This window comes from Nonomuraea sp. NPDC001684, assembly GCF_053596515.1.
On record NZ_JBSFGJ010000233.1, the window covers coordinates 1 to 14,857 of the forward strand.

The following is a 14,857-nucleotide window of genomic DNA, read 5'->3' on the forward strand; positions in this document are numbered from 1 at the left end:
GCGGCGGGGTCGACCTTGGCGCCGAAGCGGCGCACGACCTGGCCGTTGACCGTGACGCGGCCGTCGCCGATCAGCCATAGGTCGTCCTTCTTGACGGCCTCCAGCGCCAGGCCCTGCGTGAGGGTCAGGTACCGGTCTGCGCGCTCCACGGCACCGTCGTGGGCTTCCTGGGCGCCCATGATGATCCGCTCGTAGTGAATCAGCTTGTCTCGCGGGTCGGCAGTGGCGGGCGCGTCCTCGTACTGCGGGCCGGTCGGGACCTGGAACGCGGGCTGCGGTACGCCGAGCACCGTGCCGACAAGCTCCGGGTTTGGCGAGAGGTCGAGGACGCCGGCCCCTACTCCCCCATCTCCGGTGGCGTTGAGCTTGGCCAGTTCCTCCTTCGCCTTGTCGAGCGCATTGAACGCTTCGTCGGCACGGTCTTCCCCGCTGCGGCCGCCCCCGGTGCGCTGCCGCTTGGGGCGCTCACGCTCGCTCGGTTGGGTCATGGTCTCCGTCACCCCTAGTTCCCTCCGTCAAGGCTGGCCGCCTTCTTAGGGTCGGCGGGCACCTCGTCCAGGTCGAGAGCGAACGCGACGATCTCGGCCAGGATCTCCGGGTATTGGACCCATTCGCGGGGGAAGACCGGGAACGCCTCGGCGTACTTGCCGTTGTCGTACAGCGGCATCGGTAGGACTGGACGCTTCTTCTCCGCGAGCCGGGCGTACGACTTCCTGGTGAGGTGGGTGTCCTTACCGCCGGGCTTCTTGGCGCGGGCGAACATGACCACGCTGGCCAGTTCCTTGATCGCGTCGATTCGTTCGGCGAGCTCGAACGTCGGGTCGAGCTGGGACGTGTCCATCGGAGTGGACTGGCACGGGATCAGAAGAGTGTCCGTCACGTACAGCGCGGACTCCAGAACGCCCTTGTGCTGGGGGCCGGTGTCTACGACGAGATGGAAGAACTGGCCCTCCATCGCCTTGATGCGCTTGGCCAGGTCCGGTGTCCCCCACGCCATGACTTGGAGGTTGACCGGCCAGTGCTCCCCCGCGCCGAGCTTCCATAGCAGGCAGGAGTTGTTGGTGCCGTCGCCGTCCACCAGGAGGACGTTTTCCCCGGTGAAGGCGAGCAGGAGGGCGAGGAAGACGGCGGTCGTGGTCTTGTTGACGCCGCCCTTCAGGTTGCCGATGGTGATCCTGATGGGCTTGCCGTTGGCCTTGACTGCGGCGACGATCACCTCAAGGAACGCGCGTTCCTCGGGCGACATCAGGGCGTACAGGACGGCGAGCTGCTTTTCAACTTCCTCGCGGTTGAGCTGGACGGGGGCAGTCGGCTGGCTCACCGGCTCCACCTCGCCGAGCGGTGCGTGACGTACATGGATGTCCTTCCAGTGATGAGGCGGCGAGCCCGGCCGGAAAGAGGGGCGGCGGGAGTCGCACGAAGGACATCCTAGAGAGTTGTTCACTTGGGGTCTCGGACAAGAGCGGCGTCGCCGGACAGAAAAGGCCGCCACTCTTGGTCGGAGCGGCGGCCTTTCCAAACCTCATCACTGGTTCGACGCCGAGCATACCGGCGCTTTGGGCTGCGCCGTGGAGCGTCGGAGGTGACGCCTCCCCCCGGGAAATGATCTTGTCGCACATGTGCGACAAGATCATTAACGCCTAGCCGGGGTGGCAGTAGAGGGCCACTGTGGCGATGTAGCGACTGCGGCCGTCCGCCTCCTCGACCGGGCCGCCGCCCACCGCTGACCGGACTTCGGTGACGACGACCTGGCCGTCCTCGCGCGGCAGGCTCGTCAGGGTCGTCAGCTCCTCCAGTGCCACGTACAGGATGCGCCGTAGTCGCCACTCCCCCACCGGTGCCTCGATCGAGTCGAGCGCCTCCAACTTCAGCCGGACGACCACTTCCTTGGTGTGCAGGTTCTCGCTGCCGCCGGGCGTCGGCCGTACCCGCAGGCGCGGGTACGGCGGCACATGCTTGGCGCCGACCCGGCCCGCGCTGCCCAGCTCGGCCGCCAGGCGGGCACTGCCGGTCAACACGTCGAGGGCGGGCGGGGTCGGGTCGGCGTCAGCGATCGAATGCATGAGGGTGCTGGCCTGCCTACTCGCTCTTGCCGGTCTCGGCCTTGCCGAGCGCGGGCTTGACGGCCGGGCTGGTCTTGACCGGGGTGAGCGCGGCCTGAACGGTCGCGGGCTTGGACGGCTCAGCGCCGAGCACGTACCCGGCGCCCACCAGCCGCATCGCCTCCCGCCTGTTCAGGATGAGCCGTTCGCCGGCCTGGTAGACCTGCGGCTCCAGGCCCAGGTCCTCGGCGTCCTCGGTGCGGAGCGGGTGGGCGAGGGTGAAGCTGACGCGCTGCTCGGACATGGTTCCTCCCGGGTTGGTGCTGGTCGCCGGGAGGATGCCGGTTCTCGGGCTTAACGTCGCCTCGCGCGGGCGTGCGCAGCTGCTTGACGGGCGGCCGCGGCGAGCCAGCCGCCGCCGCGTTCGGAGTGCTCGGACTCGCCGATCCGCGCGAACGACACTGACACGGTGGCGGTGATGGTCCGGCCGTTCGAGTGCGCTGGGGTGGTGTGGACGCGGGAGGCGATGGCGCCGGGCAGGTCGACGGCGCGGCACCGGCAGTTCACCGTCTGGTGGTAGGGGAGGCGTTCGTCGCGCGGGTGGTCGCCGACGTCCCACACGCCTTCCAGGAGCTTCCAGCCGCCATCCGGGTTGAGTGCCTTCCCGCCGCGGCCGCGCCCCTTCGGCTCGTACTCCATGGCCGTGAGCCGGAAGTCGATGTTGGCGGGGATGGTCTGGCCGTGGGCTTCGGCGTGGGAGGGGCGCACCTGCTCGTCGGCGTCGGTGACCCAAGTCTTCGCCGCCGGGGCGTTGTCGCGGGCGGCCTGGGCGACGTCGTCGGCGACCTGGTCGACGCGGCGGGCCGCCTTGGCGGCGATCTGCTGGGCGAGGCCGCGGTTGATGTGGGTCTTCGTCATGGCCGGGCACGGTAGACCGGCCGCGCGGTAGCGTCCCGGCGCGACGTAAGCGCCCCGTTTCGGCATGGTCGGGGGCGTGAACGCGACCCCTCCCCGCCGTGTCCTCGATGTCGATGAGGCCCGGCGTCTCTACCTTGATGAGCGGCTGAGCGTGCGGACGATCGGCGTCCGTCTCGGCTGGTCCCACACCGCCGTCCATGAGGCGCTGGTCGCCGCGGGGGTGGCGATGCGGCCGCGCGGCGGCCCGTCGACCAAGCGCATCCCCGCCGGGACGCGGCAGGCGATCGTGGCCGCTTACCGGGCGGGGGAGAAGACGGCCGCGTTGCGGGCCCGGTTCGGGGTGTCGGCCCAGTCGATCCGGAACATCGTGGCCGAGGCCGGGCTGCCGCTGCGGCCGGGCGGCTGTCCGCCTGGCGGCCGGCGGCGCCGGTTCGACCGGCACCGGGCGGCCATTCTCGCGGGGCAGGGGTGGCCGGCCGGGGCAATCGCCATCATGACCGGCTTCTCCGAGGGGCACGTCCGGCGGGAGCTGCGGGCCCTCGGGTACGGCCGCCGTCCGATCCCGGCGGGGGAGGCGCTGGCGTTGGCGTACGACCGGGCCGGCTCGATGCGTCGGCTGGCCGCCGAGCTGGAGTGTTCGCCGGGCCGGGTGAAGGCCGCGCTGGAGCGTGAGGGGATCACCCGGTTGCCGAAGGCGGCCAAGCTGGTGGCCTTGGTGCGGGAGACGGGCGGTCGTGGGGCGGCCGCGACGTTGGGGTGCAGCCTGGCCAGGGTGCGGGCCGCGTTGGAGGCGGCGGGGGTGCCGGTCCGGACGGTGCCGGCGGCGGCCTGACGGTCACATGCAAAGGGGCGGCACCCCGCGCGGGTGCCGCCCCTTCCGCTTGGCCGGTCAGGAGGTGGTGAGCCTCACGATCTGGTCATAGGTCTTCTGGGCGTGGAGGACGAGCGCCTGACCAGAGCTGCGGCTTTCCCACCTGCCTCTCTCCTCCGCCCAGTAGCTGTCCGCCTTTCCGCCGTAGATGGTGATGTGGGCCTCCAGCGCTTCCACGCGGGTGTCGTAGTCCGTTCCGTCCGGGGCGTCAGCGAGCCAGCCCGCCAGGGCCTCGATGTCGTCGTGCAGTGAGCCAAGCCGGCTCTCGGGGCCCCGGGCTTGATTGCGGGGGCTGAGCACGAGGTTGCTGACGGCGAGGGCGAGCGCCTTCCTGTGGATGGTCAGGAGGTCAGGCGCGGGCCGGGTGGGGCGGGTACGGCGGGCGATCGGCGCAGGCTCGGCGGGCTCGGCCGTGGGGGCGTCGGCGCGGTTGCGGGTGATCAGGTTGAGCATGGCGGGTTCCTCCCGGGGGCGGTCCCGGTACCGCGCGGGCGGTACCGGGAGGGGTTACTGGTTGACGGCGGTGTCGGTACCGGCGTCGGAGGCGTCAGTGCCGGCGGGCTCGGGGGAGTTGGCTCCGGTACCGCTGGGATCGGTATCGGCGGGCCTGGGGGAGTCGGGTTCGGTACCGCCGGAATCGGTACCGGCGGGCAGGGGGGTAGCGGTACCGGTGTCGGCCGGTACCGGCTTCTCGGGACGGGCGCCGGCCGGGCGGGTACCGGCCTGGGCGGCGGTACTGGTTCCGGCCGCCTTGACGGCGGTCTCGATGTAGGCCCGGATTCTCAGGGCTCGGTTGCTGCCCATGCCGCCGTCCATGAGGTTCTGCTTGGTCGGCGTGACGCCGGGGTTGGTCTTCATGAACTGCTCGGCGAAGTCGAGGTCCTGGGCGGTGAGCAGGGTGGTGCCCTTGTCGGCGTCGGGCTCCTGCTCCTGGTGGGGGGGGGGGGCCGGGGCAGGCCGGGCCGTTCGAGACGGGCGGGGGCGCGGCGGCACGAGGGGGTTTCCCGGACCGGTACCGGTTGCTGGGGCGGTACTGGTCCCGGGGGCGACCGCCGGTACCGGAGCGGTACCGGTACCGGCAGGGGCCGGTACCGCCCCGGTGCCGGGGCTCTGCGGTACCGGCGTCCCGGTACCGGGGTTGGGCCGGGCGCCGGTACCGGACTTCGCCTCAAGGCGGCGGGCCTGCTGCTCGGCCGCGCGCTCGGCGCGGGCCCGGTCCCGCTCGGCCGCCTCGGCGCGGTCCTGGTTCTGTAGGGCGCGCAGGTGCGCGATGGCGGCCAGTACCACGGGTGGTACCGCGCCGATCAGTACCGCCAGGATCACGCCGTGCCCGGACTCCGCGCGGTACCGAAGCATCGTCAGGGCGTGCGAGACCGAGTTCAGTACCACGCTGCCGCCGATCGCCCACCAGGCGCCGAGCCGGGCGTGATCGCGGGTGGCCTGGCTGACCCACTTGCGGCGCATCAGCCAGGCCCGCGCGGTGGCGATGGCGTAGAAGTCCACCGCCACGGGCAGCGCCCACGCCATCCGGATCGTCCAGCCGTTCGGCAGTACCCAGACGGTGGCCCATCCCGACAGCTCGGCGAGGTGGGTCAACGTGTCGAAGCTGACCCACAGCACCACGGCGCCGATGCCGAGGAACAGCACGTCGCCGAGGAGGTCGCGGTCAAGCTCACGGGTCTTACTCACTGTCAGTCACCTTCAAGCAGGGGGAGGGGCGGTCAAGTCGGCGGGTGGGCAGATGAGGGTCGGGGCGAGGAAACGGAGTGGATCTTGGCAGGGCGGCGGCGTATCTGCCGACCCGCCGACCACGCGGTGTTTCCGCAGGTGGCGGCGGGATTCAATCCGCCGGTCCGATCCGCCGGGGCGGCCCGGCGAAGCGTCGGGCCGGCGGATCGGTCGGCGCGTCATCCGGTGGATTGGTCACAGCCCCTCGGGCACTCACCGTCCATGAGGCCGAAGCCGCACACGCCGCAGTCGACGCATGCGCACGGGCTCGTGCGGCAGTTGGCGCAGATGATTCGGCCGCCGGTGTCGCCGAACAGGCTGGGCGACATTTGGCGCCGAGCCGGTTGAGCATGTCGAGCGGGTCGGGCGTCTTCTTCGCCATGACGATGGTCCTCTCACCAGGGGTTCTAGGCGGAGCGGATGGTTTCGACGGGGCCGCCGTGCGTGATGCGGTGCACGGCGGCGCGGATGTCGGCGGTGGCCGGGCCGCGGACCTCGCGGCCGTTGATCTGCTGCCGGTCCACAGGGCAGCCCCAGCGGGCGAGCTGCGCGCCGAGAGCCTTGGCCGACATGTCGAGCCCGAGCTTGTCGATGATCCCGGTGGTGGACAGGCGCGGGCCGGCGTCGGCGTCGGCCAGGTCGGCGATGTCGGCCAGGAGCGCAGGAATCCGCTCCCGCCCATCCGGCCTGCCTGCCGAGACCTTGCCGGGCAGCGTCCCTGCGGCCTGGCGCAGCGCCGCCGCCCGCGCGGCCACCTGGCGGGCGTCGGGCACGTTCGCGAAGTAGCCGTGAAGCGTGACCACGTCCGCCCCGAGGTCGATGTCCTCAGCGCCGCGCAGCAACGCCCACCCCTTGTGGTGCAGGGCGAAGTCGGCCGCGTTGTGGCCGGCCTTGCTGGTGCCGGTGCCCAGGATCGTCTCCGACGCCTGGTAGGTCATCGTGCGCAGCGCGATCCGGGTGCCGAGCTGCCCGCGCAGCGAGTCGGGGATGGTTTCGGCGTCCGGCTTCTGCGTCGCCAGGATGATGACGAACCCGAGCGCCGGGCCGACCTTGGCCAGGTCGGTCAGGGCCTCGGTGATCTCCTCACCCCAGACGGGGTCCTCCAGGTAGCGCTGGACCTCGTCCAGAATGACCACGGTGAACCCCATCCCGAGGGACGGGTCCGCGGTCATCTCCGGCGTGACCTTGCTGTCGGGGCACACGTCGTCGTCGAACTCCTCCAGCCGCTCGTACCGGTCGTTCATGTCGGCGACCAGGCCCCGCAGCGCGAACACGAGCCGCTCGACGGTGTCGCCGCGCACGCCCTTGCCGTAGCCGTGGCACAGGTCCTTGAACGGCGCGAAGTCCTTGCCGCCCTTGCCATCCCAGATGAACAACCGGGCGGAGGGGTCGAGCGCGGCCGCCATCGCCAGCGCGCGCAGATAGACGGTCTTGCCCATGCGCGGCATCGAGCCGACGAGCACGCTCGTGAACACCAGCGGCAGGTAGACGATGCGGCCCCGCTTGTCCACGCCGATCGGGACCGGCTGCCACAGATCCCACGCCTCGGCGTCGACCAGCGGCGAGCGACGGGCGGGCCGGTCGTACGGGTCGTCGTCGGACAGCCACAGCGACACGAGCCGCGCGTTGCCCTTCACCCGCTCGACGTCGAGCTGGGCGACGTCGACGCCGAACGCGGACGCGAGCGCCGCGTGCGCCTTCGTCTCGCCGACCTGGGCGCCGGTCTTGCCCTTCGGGAGTTCGGCCACCACCGTCAGCGCCTTGCCGTCGTGGTGGGGGAGGCTGACCAGCTTCACCACCTGGCCGGCCTTGATGATCCCGGCGGCGACGAACGCGTCCGTCAGCACCTCGTTGGTGACCGCGACGTCGGGGGACGGCTCGGCCGACCCGACCGCGGGCAGGCCGGGCAGCGCGGCGGCGGGATCGGTGCGGCGGCCGGCAGCGGCAAGGCCGAGCACGCCGGCGAAGCCCGCCAGGAGCGTCGCGCCTACCCCCTGGGTGGCGTGCAGGATGAGGCCGCCCGCGCCGCTGCTGCCGAGGGTGTAGATGGTGGACGTCCGGCGGGCCTTGCGCAGTTCGGCGATCTCCTTCAGGTCCTTGGGGGTGATGGTGCCGGTGCGGAGGAGCGTGGCGAGTTCCTCCTCGGCCTGCACCCAGCGCCACCAGGCGACGAGGGCTCGGCCGGAGCCGCGCAGGACGGCCGTGGGGAAGCGGACGGGGACGCGGACGCCTGCGCGCAGCATGGCGCGGGCGGTCTGGGCGGGGTCGCGGATGAAGGCAGGCTTGACCAGGGGCGCGGTCCAGGCGGGACGGGGTGCCAGGCCGTGAACGGGGCGGGGGATGAGCTTGCCGTCGAGCACGGCGTCGGCGGGCTCGACGGTGGGGGCCTGCCGGTCGAGGGGCCGGTGAACCACGGGGAGCTCCTTCATCGTGCGAGGTCGAGCGGTAGGGCGAGTCTCTTCAAGATCAGTAGTTCCCGCGCGGGAACATCTTCAGCGGCGGCCTTGGTCGGCCTTGCGCCGCTGGTCAGGCGTCAGAGAGGCGCGCGAGCGCCGGTCGGTCTTTCGGACGTTGACCATCACGGCCACGAACACGCCGACGATCAACAGCGTGAGATAGGCGGCCGCCGCGAGCTTGGCGGCGACACTGCACTCGGGCAAGACGGTGATCAGGACGGCCATGGCAACGCTGCCGGCGGCCACGACGTAGCGGTCGATCTTGTCCATGGGTCAGCTCTCCAGGAAGGCGAGGAGGGTGGCGGGGATCAGGGGAAGTCCGGCGGTGTAGGCGGCGGCCGCGCCGAGCGTGGCCAGGGCGGCGACCAGCGCCGCGGCGTCGAGGGCGCGGATCTGGAAGCCGGTCCAGTCCCGGACGTGTCCCCGGCCTCGACAGGTCCAGCAGCGCACGACGGCCAGCGTGTCGCGCAGGGGGTAGCTGGTGGCGCCGTCGCCGCGGCAGGCCGGGCAGGTGTGGCGGGCGGGCAGGATCATGACGGGCTCCTGGCGGGTTAGGCAGGGGAGGGGATCGGCAGGCCGGTGAGGAGCCCCAGCCGCCAGGCGATCGTGAGGAGCACCAGGCCGGCGGCGACGGCGAGTGCGGCGGTGGCGATGGCGCCGATGCGCGCGACCTCGCGGACGGTGAGGGCGAACCCGCCGCCGACGCCGTACAGGACGGTGGCGACCGCGCGCAGGCGCGCGGCCGGCGTCATGGCGCGCAGGTTGTCGAGCAGCTGCGCGGGGGTGGTCTCGGTGCCGGTGGCGATGGAGGAGCCCAGCGGCAGGCCGACGAAGACGATCAGCCAGATCATGAAGGTGACGCTCATTCTCGGCCTCCCGGCGCGTTCTCTCTTGGCGGATTACACCTTACAAGTTAACTTGAAGGGTGTAGTTCGACAAGGGGAGTTGTTGACGTTGTTGGGCCAAGCCGATACCCGTGTGGCCTCACCTGCTGGCACTCTTGGTGTCGGCACGCCACCGACAGCGATGGGATGGGCACACCTGATGGCCGGAGGACATCCGTACGAGCGGATCGTGAAGGACGTGCGCGCGGCGATCGTCGGCGGCCCTCTGCCTCCTGGCGTGGAGCGGCTGGCTCCGGGGGAGAAGCTGCCGAGCGAGAACGAGTTGCGTGAGCGGTATGGGGTGTCGCGCAACACGGTGCAGCGGGCCATGGAGGATCTTGCCGCCCAGGGGCTGGTGGCCTCGGCGCCCAAGCGTGGCGTGTTCGTCCGCGCCTACGAGCGGGAGCCCTACCCGACGCGCCTGGACTTGGCCAACCGGGAGTTCGGGGCGCACCTGACCGTGACGCGCGTGGCCGCGCCGATCGCGCTGCAGGCGCAGGAGCCGAACGAGCCTGGCGTGTTCTGCCGGCGCACGATCGGCGGGCGCATCTCTGAGACGTTCTGGTCGAAGTCGGTGACGGACGCCGTTCCTCAGCTCGCTTCGCATGAGCCGTTGCCGCACGCTGACGTGGTCCTGCTGGCGCAGGCCGGGATACGCGTCACCCGCGGTGAGGCGCAGACTGTGGCGCGGATGCCGACCGTGGAGGAGAGCAGCGCCCTCGACCTGCTGCCGGTGACGCCGGTGCTGGAGCAGGAGACCGTCCTGTACGCGCAGGAGCGGATCTTGGCGCTGCGGGTCGAGGTGTGGCCGGGTGATCGGTACCGGCTCCAGTACGACCTCACCCCGGAGTATCCGGAGGCGTGAAATGAGGAAAGCCCCGCCGGAGCGGGGCCCTCTGCTGATGAAGCTTGCGTCATCAGGCCGTTGTCGGGGCCTCTGTGGTGGGCTCCTCGATGAGGCGCAGCCCGACGCGCGTGAACGCTTCGGCATCGTCCAGGTCTGGCTCCTCGCTCTGGAGAGCCCACCAGCGGTTGATCGCGTCCAACAGGGCGTGATCAGCGATAGGGGAGAGCTTCCCCAGGTATTCGAGGAAGGCCCTCTCGTCGATATCCCACTTCTTGCCGTACGTGGAGTAGCCAGGGACGGGACTGCCCTCGTCGGCGAGATGGAACGCGTCGTAGCACTCGGCGTAGACGATGCCGGGCCGATAGCCGAGGCCAGGGGTGATCACATGGCCGTTCAGAACGTCCGCGAGGCAAAGGGCGTGGTTGAGCGTGAGGCGGATGCGGCGTACTTCGTAGGCGAGGGCGTCGCGCCACATGCCCAGCTCGGTCTTGGCCTGGATGTTGGTGCTCTCGCTGTGCATGCGGGTGGCGCGGTCGGCTAGCCACTCGGCGGTGGTGTCGTCCACGCGGACCTGGATGCGCGGGTTGGCGGGCAGCTTGTCGATGCTCACGTGGTCAGCTCCTTGTGGTCTTGCATGTGGCGGCCCCGGACCGGGTGGCGCGGGGCCGAGAGGTGTTAGTCGGCGTAGGCGCGGCTACCGCCGCGGCCCATCATGTACGCGTTCTGCGGTACGAACCTGACGGGGCCAGGTAGGAGGAGCGTGCCGTGTTCGGGGTGGGTGAGAGTGCGGGCGTCTTTGTCCCAGACATGGTTGTCGGGCAAGTCGCCGCGGCCGTCGTACTGCTTGCTGGTCTGGACGGCGTAGACGTCGCCTTGCCGCCAAACCTGTCGTCCGGCGGCGCGGGCGTCCTTGACGGCCTTCGGGGTGATCCAGTCGAGGGCTTCGGCGACGGTGGTGATGGTGCCGGGGACACGTACGGCCCAGAGCTGCCCGTCCTCTCGGCCGCACACGTAGGAGAGGGATGCGCGGTGGAAGCCGTGGCGGCGGGAGTAGTAGCGCCACCCTTCGGCGTGTAGGAGCACCAGGCCGTCGTGACGGTCGGCCACCCTGAGGAAGGTGTCAGAGCGGTCGCCGGGAATCTCGGTCTCGCCGCCGCGGCGACGGATCTCGGCGGTGTAGCGGCCGATCAGGTGGGCGTGGAGGCGTTCGACCACAGTGGGCGGGGGGACGGCGGCGGGCCGGTGGCGGTTGCGTTCGCGACGGAGTCTCGTGATCGCGGTCTTTGACCGCTGCCCGGGGAGATTGTGCTCGCGCAGCGCGGTGGCGAGGCGGGCGGCGTCCCACAGGGGGAGGGATAGGCTCGTCATGTCGGCAGGTCACCTCTGCTTGACGTTGTGACGGGCTCTGGAGAGGCAACTCCAGGGCCCGTTCTTATTGGGCTGAGTGTGACTGTACTAGTGCTAAGTACAGTTGTCTACAGTTGTACTGAGATGATTGGTGGCGGCTTGCGCGTCAGCGACGCGCACGTGACAGGCCAGCGCAATGTCAGTCCACGACGTCCTCTCTGCACGCAGCGCCTGCACCGCGTGGCGCAACGCCGTGTCGTAGCGCCGCCGTGCCTCGGCGAGCGCATCGAGCTCAGGCGACTGAGGCACCACTTGCACAGGCGGTGCCGTCGGAGTGTCGTAGAGCAGCGCAAGCGCCTGCTCCACGCTCGCCGCGAGGTCACGCAGTGTGCGGCCATGGACGACGACGCCGTGTTCGCCAGCGAGCGTGATCCACCGCCGTTCCCGGCGAACAGCAGGCAGGACGACACCCTCGCCGGTCACAGGCGGCTTATCCGTCACGGGCCCATCTCCAGGATGGCGAGGACTTCATCGGTCAGCGCGGCCGGAAGATCCCCGTGCGGCAACACGAACCGGTGGCCGGCGGCCTCGTACAGGACATGGCTCTCTGTCTGCCGTACCTTCGTGAGCTCGACGCCGTGCTGGGCGGCGGCCGCGTGCAGGCGATCCCATCCCGAGACTCGGCGCTCGCGCATCCGCGCGGTGACCAGTTGCGTCTCGTGCCACTGCTCTATCGGCACGATCACCGGATGGGCGATGCCGCGTGACCAGACCCAGTCGGTGATCGGGTTGATCCGGTGGTGGTTGGTGCGGGCCGCGCACCGGTTGAACACCTGGTAGCCGGTGTATTTGGGTTGCGTGAGTGTCCGGCGGACCCGCCGCGCGTTCCACATCACCTGCCCCTCGGCCAGCGGATGCCGGTCCAGGCCGCCCACCAGCAGTTCGGCGATCTCGCCGTCTTCGAGCTGCTCGTCTCGACGGAGCCGGAACATCTCGTGGACAGTGTCGGCGCGGCGCTGGTCCGGGTGCAGGGCGAGCCGCATCTTGGGGCGGCCACCGCCGAAGCGGTTGGGTGCCGGGGGAGCATCCGGGTCCACGACGGCGATGTAGCCGTAGCAGGGCTGGCCGTGGCGGTACCCGTTGGCGGCGTGCTGGCGCTGGCCGCGCATGGACTGCTCCATCACTTCGTGCCGGTAGATCTCGGCGCGGACCTGCGCGGTGCGGCGCAGTTCGAGCCGGCCAGTCGTCATGCCGCCTCTGGGCTCGTTGGCGCATTCGATCGGCACCCCGCGAGCTGCGAGGTGGTGCTCGATCTGAAGGCTGGACAAGGTGTCTCGGGCGACGCGGCTGATGCGTTCGCACACAACCCGGTCGAGTTCGCCGCGCTCAACCGACTCCAGCAGCTCGCGCAGGCCGCCGTCACGGGGGACGGGCACGCCGAGCCGCGCGTAATCCTCCGTTGAGCCTTGGCTGCGCTCGTCCAGGCCGAGCATGCCGGACTCCACGTCCCAGTAGTGGGCGACGAACACCTCGCCGGGCTCCAAGAGCATGGAGGACTCGGTGAGCTGCCCGGCGATCGAGGAGCGCGGGTCCTGGTTGTCTTTGGTGGAGCAGCGGCCCAGGAACGCCGACCTGGGTTGCCGCGCGCTGGTTGGGGCTTGGTAGCCGGGGAGGTCACTGAGATCGAAAGGGGGATCGAACATGGCCGTCCTTGCCGTTCGCGGAGACGCCGATGGGAGCCCTCGGAGGAGGGCTTCACCCCCACGTGCGTGGGGAGCATCCCCGCTACGGCGGGGCCAACGGGCGGCCGCTACAGGGCGCCGCCCGTGATTCCGTGAACCATGCCCGGCATGCGGAGGGCTTGGTCGCGATCGGAACGAGTCCTAACGTGCCATGCGCGCCCTGCGCAGAGCAAGCCCCGGCCGATCAACCCACGGCCTCCTCCAGGAGCACGAGCTTGGCCACCCGCAGGTCCATCCCGGTCGTCCGGGTCGCCTCCTGCCAGTAGTCGCGGTCCGCCTCGGCCTGCTCGGCGGTGGCGCGCATCCGCGGGGTCATCCACCCGGAGCCGTCGCCGATCTCCTCGGCGTTCACCACCACGTACCCGGCCACCTGCTCGCCCTGCTCGACGGTGAGTGCGGTCTGCTCGGTGCTGGTCATCGTCATCGGGAAACCTCCAGGGTGTCGGTGGTGAGGGGCTTGCAGGACAGGAGCCGGATCGGCACGTCGCCGCGGCCGGCTTCCTCGCATGTACGGCAGAACGCGATGGTGCTGGTGCCCTTCGTCGTCTCGATGGCGCCGTCTCGGTGCATGGCGCAGACGCGTTGCGGGGCGCGGTCGCATCCGTAGCCGCACGTGAACGTCATGACGGCCACGCCGGGGGCGTGGCACTGGCCGAGGTCGATGTTGAGCCACGCCGACTTGGACTCGCACCGGATCGCCTCGGCGGCGGCCGCGCGGGCGGCGCGCTCGGCGTCGGTGCAGATGTGGCAGGCGACGAGGGCGGCGCGGATCGCGCCTTCGGTGCTGTCCTGCACGGTCTCGTAGTGGACGCCGTCGCCGCACCCGGAGCAGGCCGGCCCGCACCACGGCAGCCTGCGGAACGACCGCACGTGCACGCCGGCCGCGGTGGCGTCCACGGTGATGTCGTCGTCGGCCGCGTACTCGACGGCCTGGCGGTGAATTTCGGCGGGGTCGTCGCCGGGCACGAGCAGGGCGAGCCCTCCGGCTTCGACGAGCAGTTCGATTCGGTCAGTCACGGATGGGCCCCTTCTGCGGGTGCGGGGTGGAGTGGCGGAGGTTGTCGAGGACTTCGGCGACGGCCTGGCCGGCGGCGTCGACCCCGGCCCGGTAGCCGGTCCGGTAGGTGTCGAGGCCGCCGGCGACGAGCAGGGTGAGGGTGCGGCCTGAGGCGCGCTGCTGCACGTCCCACCAGGTGGGGTGGCCGCCGACTATGGCGTCGGTGGTGTACCAGTTGCCGAGGTTGGATCGGTTGGCGACCCACACCTCTTGGCGGGGGCCGCCCCAGTCGATGGCGACGACGGAACCCGCGGGCGGCTCCTCGGTGATCATCTGGGCTCCTGGGGCGGGTGGTAGGCGATCTCGGTCAAGGTGGTGCGGAGGTTGGGGCCCGTGTCGCGCCGGTAGACGGTCATCTCCTGGCAGGCGGGGCATCGGCTGGCCTGGTAGCGGATGAGCGGCCGGTGGCCGGGGTGTGGTGCGGCCAGGCCGATGGCCATCTGCCGGGGGCCGGGGTGAGCGCACTGCTCGCACGAGGGGTCGATGTGGGACATGAGCAGGGCGGGCTCCCAGCGCCGCCACGTGATCGGGGTGGCGCCGTCGAGCTCGGGGAGGGCGGGGACGAACCGCTGCTGGACGGCGACCATGCCGCGCAGCTTCTCGTTCTCGACGCGGAGGTGCCGGATTTGCAGGTCGATGTCGGCCTGGAGCGCCTCGATCCGGGCGTGCAGTCTGGCCGTCTCGTCGCGGGGCCCCGCGCCCTGGGTGGGGCGCGGGGTGGTGGGGCTGGTCATGCGACCTGTCCTTCCTGGGGGGCGGGCTGGTTGGCCTGCTGGGCGCGGAGGGCGAGGACGCGGGCGGGGTGGATGAACCCGGTGGTCTCGACGCCGTCGCCGTTTACGCACCAGGAGCCGGGCGTCTCCCCGTGCTAGCTGCCCCGCTTCATGCGCGCGTTCTTCGCCCGGCGCTGCGGCACCACCCACCTCAACGTGCTCTTCGAACGCTCGCTGGCGGCGGCCGAACGC

General features: G+C 70.9%; 20 protein-coding genes and 1 pseudogene. 2 read left to right on the forward strand and 19 right to left on the reverse strand.

From position 1 onward, the window contains the following. The 5 genes and pseudogenes from ACWCSD_RS31840 to ACWCSD_RS31860 all read right to left on the reverse strand — a co-directional run. Window positions 1–500, reverse strand: a pseudogene (locus tag ACWCSD_RS31840) (hypothetical protein); the annotation flags it as partial. A gap of 2 nt (window positions 501–502) precedes the next feature. Then, on the reverse strand, window positions 503–1,321 hold the full coding sequence (locus ACWCSD_RS31845; RefSeq protein ID WP_449920357.1) for an AAA family ATPase: 819 nt from the start codon (window positions 1,319–1,321) through the stop codon (window positions 503–505). Between the two features lie 319 nt (window positions 1,322–1,640). After that, window positions 1,641–2,063 carry a hypothetical protein gene (locus tag ACWCSD_RS31850; protein ID WP_449920359.1) on the reverse strand — a complete coding sequence of 141 codons (423 nt, stop codon included), beginning with the start codon at window positions 2,061–2,063 and terminating at the stop codon, window positions 1,641–1,643. 16 nt (window positions 2,064–2,079) lie between these two features. Next, on the reverse strand, window positions 2,080–2,346 hold the full coding sequence (locus tag ACWCSD_RS31855) for a hypothetical protein (RefSeq protein ID WP_449920362.1): 267 nt from the start codon (window positions 2,344–2,346) through the stop codon (window positions 2,080–2,082). 50 nt (window positions 2,347–2,396) lie between these two features. Next, on the reverse strand, window positions 2,397–2,960 hold the full coding sequence (locus ACWCSD_RS31860; protein ID WP_449920365.1) for a hypothetical protein: 564 nt from the start codon (window positions 2,958–2,960) through the stop codon (window positions 2,397–2,399). 76 nt (window positions 2,961–3,036) lie between these two features. On the opposite strand from ACWCSD_RS31860, the gene ACWCSD_RS31865 reads away from it, so the two are divergent. Then, entirely contained in the window at window positions 3,037–3,792 is a 756-nt protein-coding gene (locus ACWCSD_RS31865) for a hypothetical protein (RefSeq protein WP_449920368.1), read from the forward strand. Between the two features lie 57 nt (window positions 3,793–3,849). Here ACWCSD_RS31865 and ACWCSD_RS31870 read toward each other — a convergent pair whose 3' ends face one another. The 6 genes from ACWCSD_RS31870 to ACWCSD_RS31895 form a co-directional block, all read right to left on the reverse strand. Beyond that, a complete protein-coding gene (locus ACWCSD_RS31870) occupies window positions 3,850–4,284 on the reverse strand; it encodes a hypothetical protein (RefSeq protein WP_449920371.1) in 435 nt (144 codons plus the stop codon). 54 nt (window positions 4,285–4,338) lie between these two features. Next, window positions 4,339–5,520, reverse strand: a complete 1,182-nt coding sequence (locus ACWCSD_RS31875; protein ID WP_449920373.1) for a hypothetical protein — start codon at window positions 5,518–5,520, stop codon at window positions 4,339–4,341. Window positions 5,521–5,966: 446 nt separating this feature from the next. After that, the gene (locus tag ACWCSD_RS31880) at window positions 5,967–7,973 is read right to left on the reverse strand and encodes an FtsK/SpoIIIE domain-containing protein (RefSeq protein WP_449920376.1); all 2,007 of its coding nucleotides are present in this window, start codon (window positions 7,971–7,973) and stop codon (window positions 5,967–5,969) included. A gap of 78 nt (window positions 7,974–8,051) precedes the next feature. Continuing rightward, window positions 8,052–8,285, reverse strand: a complete 234-nt coding sequence (locus ACWCSD_RS31885) for a hypothetical protein (RefSeq protein WP_449920379.1) — start codon at window positions 8,283–8,285, stop codon at window positions 8,052–8,054. 3 nt (window positions 8,286–8,288) lie between these two features. Further along, the gene (locus ACWCSD_RS31890) at window positions 8,289–8,549 is read right to left on the reverse strand and encodes a hypothetical protein (RefSeq protein ID WP_449920381.1); all 261 of its coding nucleotides are present in this window, start codon (window positions 8,547–8,549) and stop codon (window positions 8,289–8,291) included. A gap of 17 nt (window positions 8,550–8,566) precedes the next feature. Then, window positions 8,567–8,881: a hypothetical protein gene (locus ACWCSD_RS31895; RefSeq protein ID WP_449920382.1), complete on the reverse strand. Its 315-nt coding sequence runs from the start codon at window positions 8,879–8,881 to the stop codon at window positions 8,567–8,569. A 208-nt stretch (window positions 8,882–9,089) separates the two neighbouring features. On the opposite strand from ACWCSD_RS31895, the gene ACWCSD_RS31900 reads away from it, so the two are divergent. Continuing rightward, complete coding sequence (locus ACWCSD_RS31900; RefSeq protein ID WP_449920385.1) at window positions 9,090–9,764, forward strand: GntR family transcriptional regulator; 675 nt, start codon at window positions 9,090–9,092, stop codon at window positions 9,762–9,764. A gap of 52 nt (window positions 9,765–9,816) precedes the next feature. Here the strand turns inward: ACWCSD_RS31900 and ACWCSD_RS31905 are convergent, their stop codons facing one another. From ACWCSD_RS31905 to ACWCSD_RS31940, 8 genes are all read right to left on the reverse strand, one after another. Further along, entirely contained in the window at window positions 9,817–10,356 is a 540-nt protein-coding gene (locus ACWCSD_RS31905; RefSeq protein ID WP_449920388.1) for a hypothetical protein, read from the reverse strand. A 65-nt stretch (window positions 10,357–10,421) separates the two neighbouring features. Then, entirely contained in the window at window positions 10,422–11,114 is a 693-nt protein-coding gene (locus tag ACWCSD_RS31910) for a hypothetical protein (RefSeq protein ID WP_449920391.1), read from the reverse strand. Between the two features lie 93 nt (window positions 11,115–11,207). Continuing rightward, the gene (locus ACWCSD_RS31915; protein ID WP_449920394.1) at window positions 11,208–11,594 is read right to left on the reverse strand and encodes a hypothetical protein; all 387 of its coding nucleotides are present in this window, start codon (window positions 11,592–11,594) and stop codon (window positions 11,208–11,210) included. Continuing rightward, complete coding sequence (locus ACWCSD_RS31920) at window positions 11,591–12,796, reverse strand: recombinase family protein (protein WP_449920397.1); 1,206 nt, start codon at window positions 12,794–12,796, stop codon at window positions 11,591–11,593. The genes ACWCSD_RS31915 and ACWCSD_RS31920 overlap by 4 nt, the downstream gene beginning before the upstream one ends. Window positions 12,797–13,019: 223 nt before the next feature. Next, window positions 13,020–13,259: a hypothetical protein gene (locus ACWCSD_RS31925; protein ID WP_449920399.1), complete on the reverse strand. Its 240-nt coding sequence runs from the start codon at window positions 13,257–13,259 to the stop codon at window positions 13,020–13,022. Further along, window positions 13,256–13,852 carry a hypothetical protein gene (locus tag ACWCSD_RS31930; protein ID WP_449920402.1) on the reverse strand — a complete coding sequence of 199 codons (597 nt, stop codon included), beginning with the start codon at window positions 13,850–13,852 and terminating at the stop codon, window positions 13,256–13,258. Before ACWCSD_RS31930 ends, ACWCSD_RS31925 begins: the two co-directional genes overlap by 4 nt. Further along, entirely contained in the window at window positions 13,845–14,165 is a 321-nt protein-coding gene (locus ACWCSD_RS31935) for a hypothetical protein (RefSeq protein ID WP_449920404.1), read from the reverse strand. Before ACWCSD_RS31935 ends, ACWCSD_RS31930 begins: the two co-directional genes overlap by 8 nt. Then, window positions 14,162–14,626, reverse strand: coding sequence for a hypothetical protein (locus ACWCSD_RS31940; RefSeq protein ID WP_449920406.1), 465 nt, complete (start codon window positions 14,624–14,626; stop codon window positions 14,162–14,164). The genes ACWCSD_RS31935 and ACWCSD_RS31940 overlap by 4 nt, the downstream gene beginning before the upstream one ends. Window positions 14,627–14,857 lie beyond the last annotated feature (231 nt).

Coding starts and splice junctions, on each gene's coding strand:
- ACWCSD_RS31890 (WP_449920381.1), bottom strand. CDS start 8,549: ATGATCCTGCCCGCCCGCCACACCTGCCCGGCCTGCCGCGGCGACGGC.
- ACWCSD_RS31935 (WP_449920404.1), bottom strand. CDS start 14,165: ATGATCACCGAGGAGCCGCCCGCGGGTTCCGTCGTCGCCATCGACTGG.
- ACWCSD_RS31925 (WP_449920399.1), bottom strand. CDS start 13,259: ATGACGATGACCAGCACCGAGCAGACCGCACTCACCGTCGAGCAGGGC.
- ACWCSD_RS31910 (WP_449920391.1), bottom strand. CDS start 11,114: ATGACGAGCCTATCCCTCCCCCTGTGGGACGCCGCCCGCCTCGCCACC.
- ACWCSD_RS31855 (WP_449920362.1), bottom strand. CDS start 2,346: ATGTCCGAGCAGCGCGTCAGCTTCACCCTCGCCCACCCGCTCCGCACC.
- ACWCSD_RS31870 (WP_449920371.1), bottom strand. CDS start 4,284: ATGCTCAACCTGATCACCCGCAACCGCGCCGACGCCCCCACGGCCGAG.
- ACWCSD_RS31885 (WP_449920379.1), bottom strand. CDS start 8,285: ATGGACAAGATCGACCGCTACGTCGTGGCCGCCGGCAGCGTTGCCATG.
- ACWCSD_RS31860 (WP_449920365.1), bottom strand. CDS start 2,960: ATGACGAAGACCCACATCAACCGCGGCCTCGCCCAGCAGATCGCCGCC.
- ACWCSD_RS31920 (WP_449920397.1), bottom strand. CDS start 12,796: ATGTTCGATCCCCCTTTCGATCTCAGTGACCTCCCCGGCTACCAAGCC.
- ACWCSD_RS31850 (WP_449920359.1), bottom strand. CDS start 2,063: ATGCATTCGATCGCTGACGCCGACCCGACCCCGCCCGCCCTCGACGTG.
- ACWCSD_RS31940 (WP_449920406.1), bottom strand. CDS start 14,626: ATGACCAGCCCCACCACCCCGCGCCCCACCCAGGGCGCGGGGCCCCGC.
- ACWCSD_RS31895 (WP_449920382.1), bottom strand. CDS start 8,881: ATGAGCGTCACCTTCATGATCTGGCTGATCGTCTTCGTCGGCCTGCCG.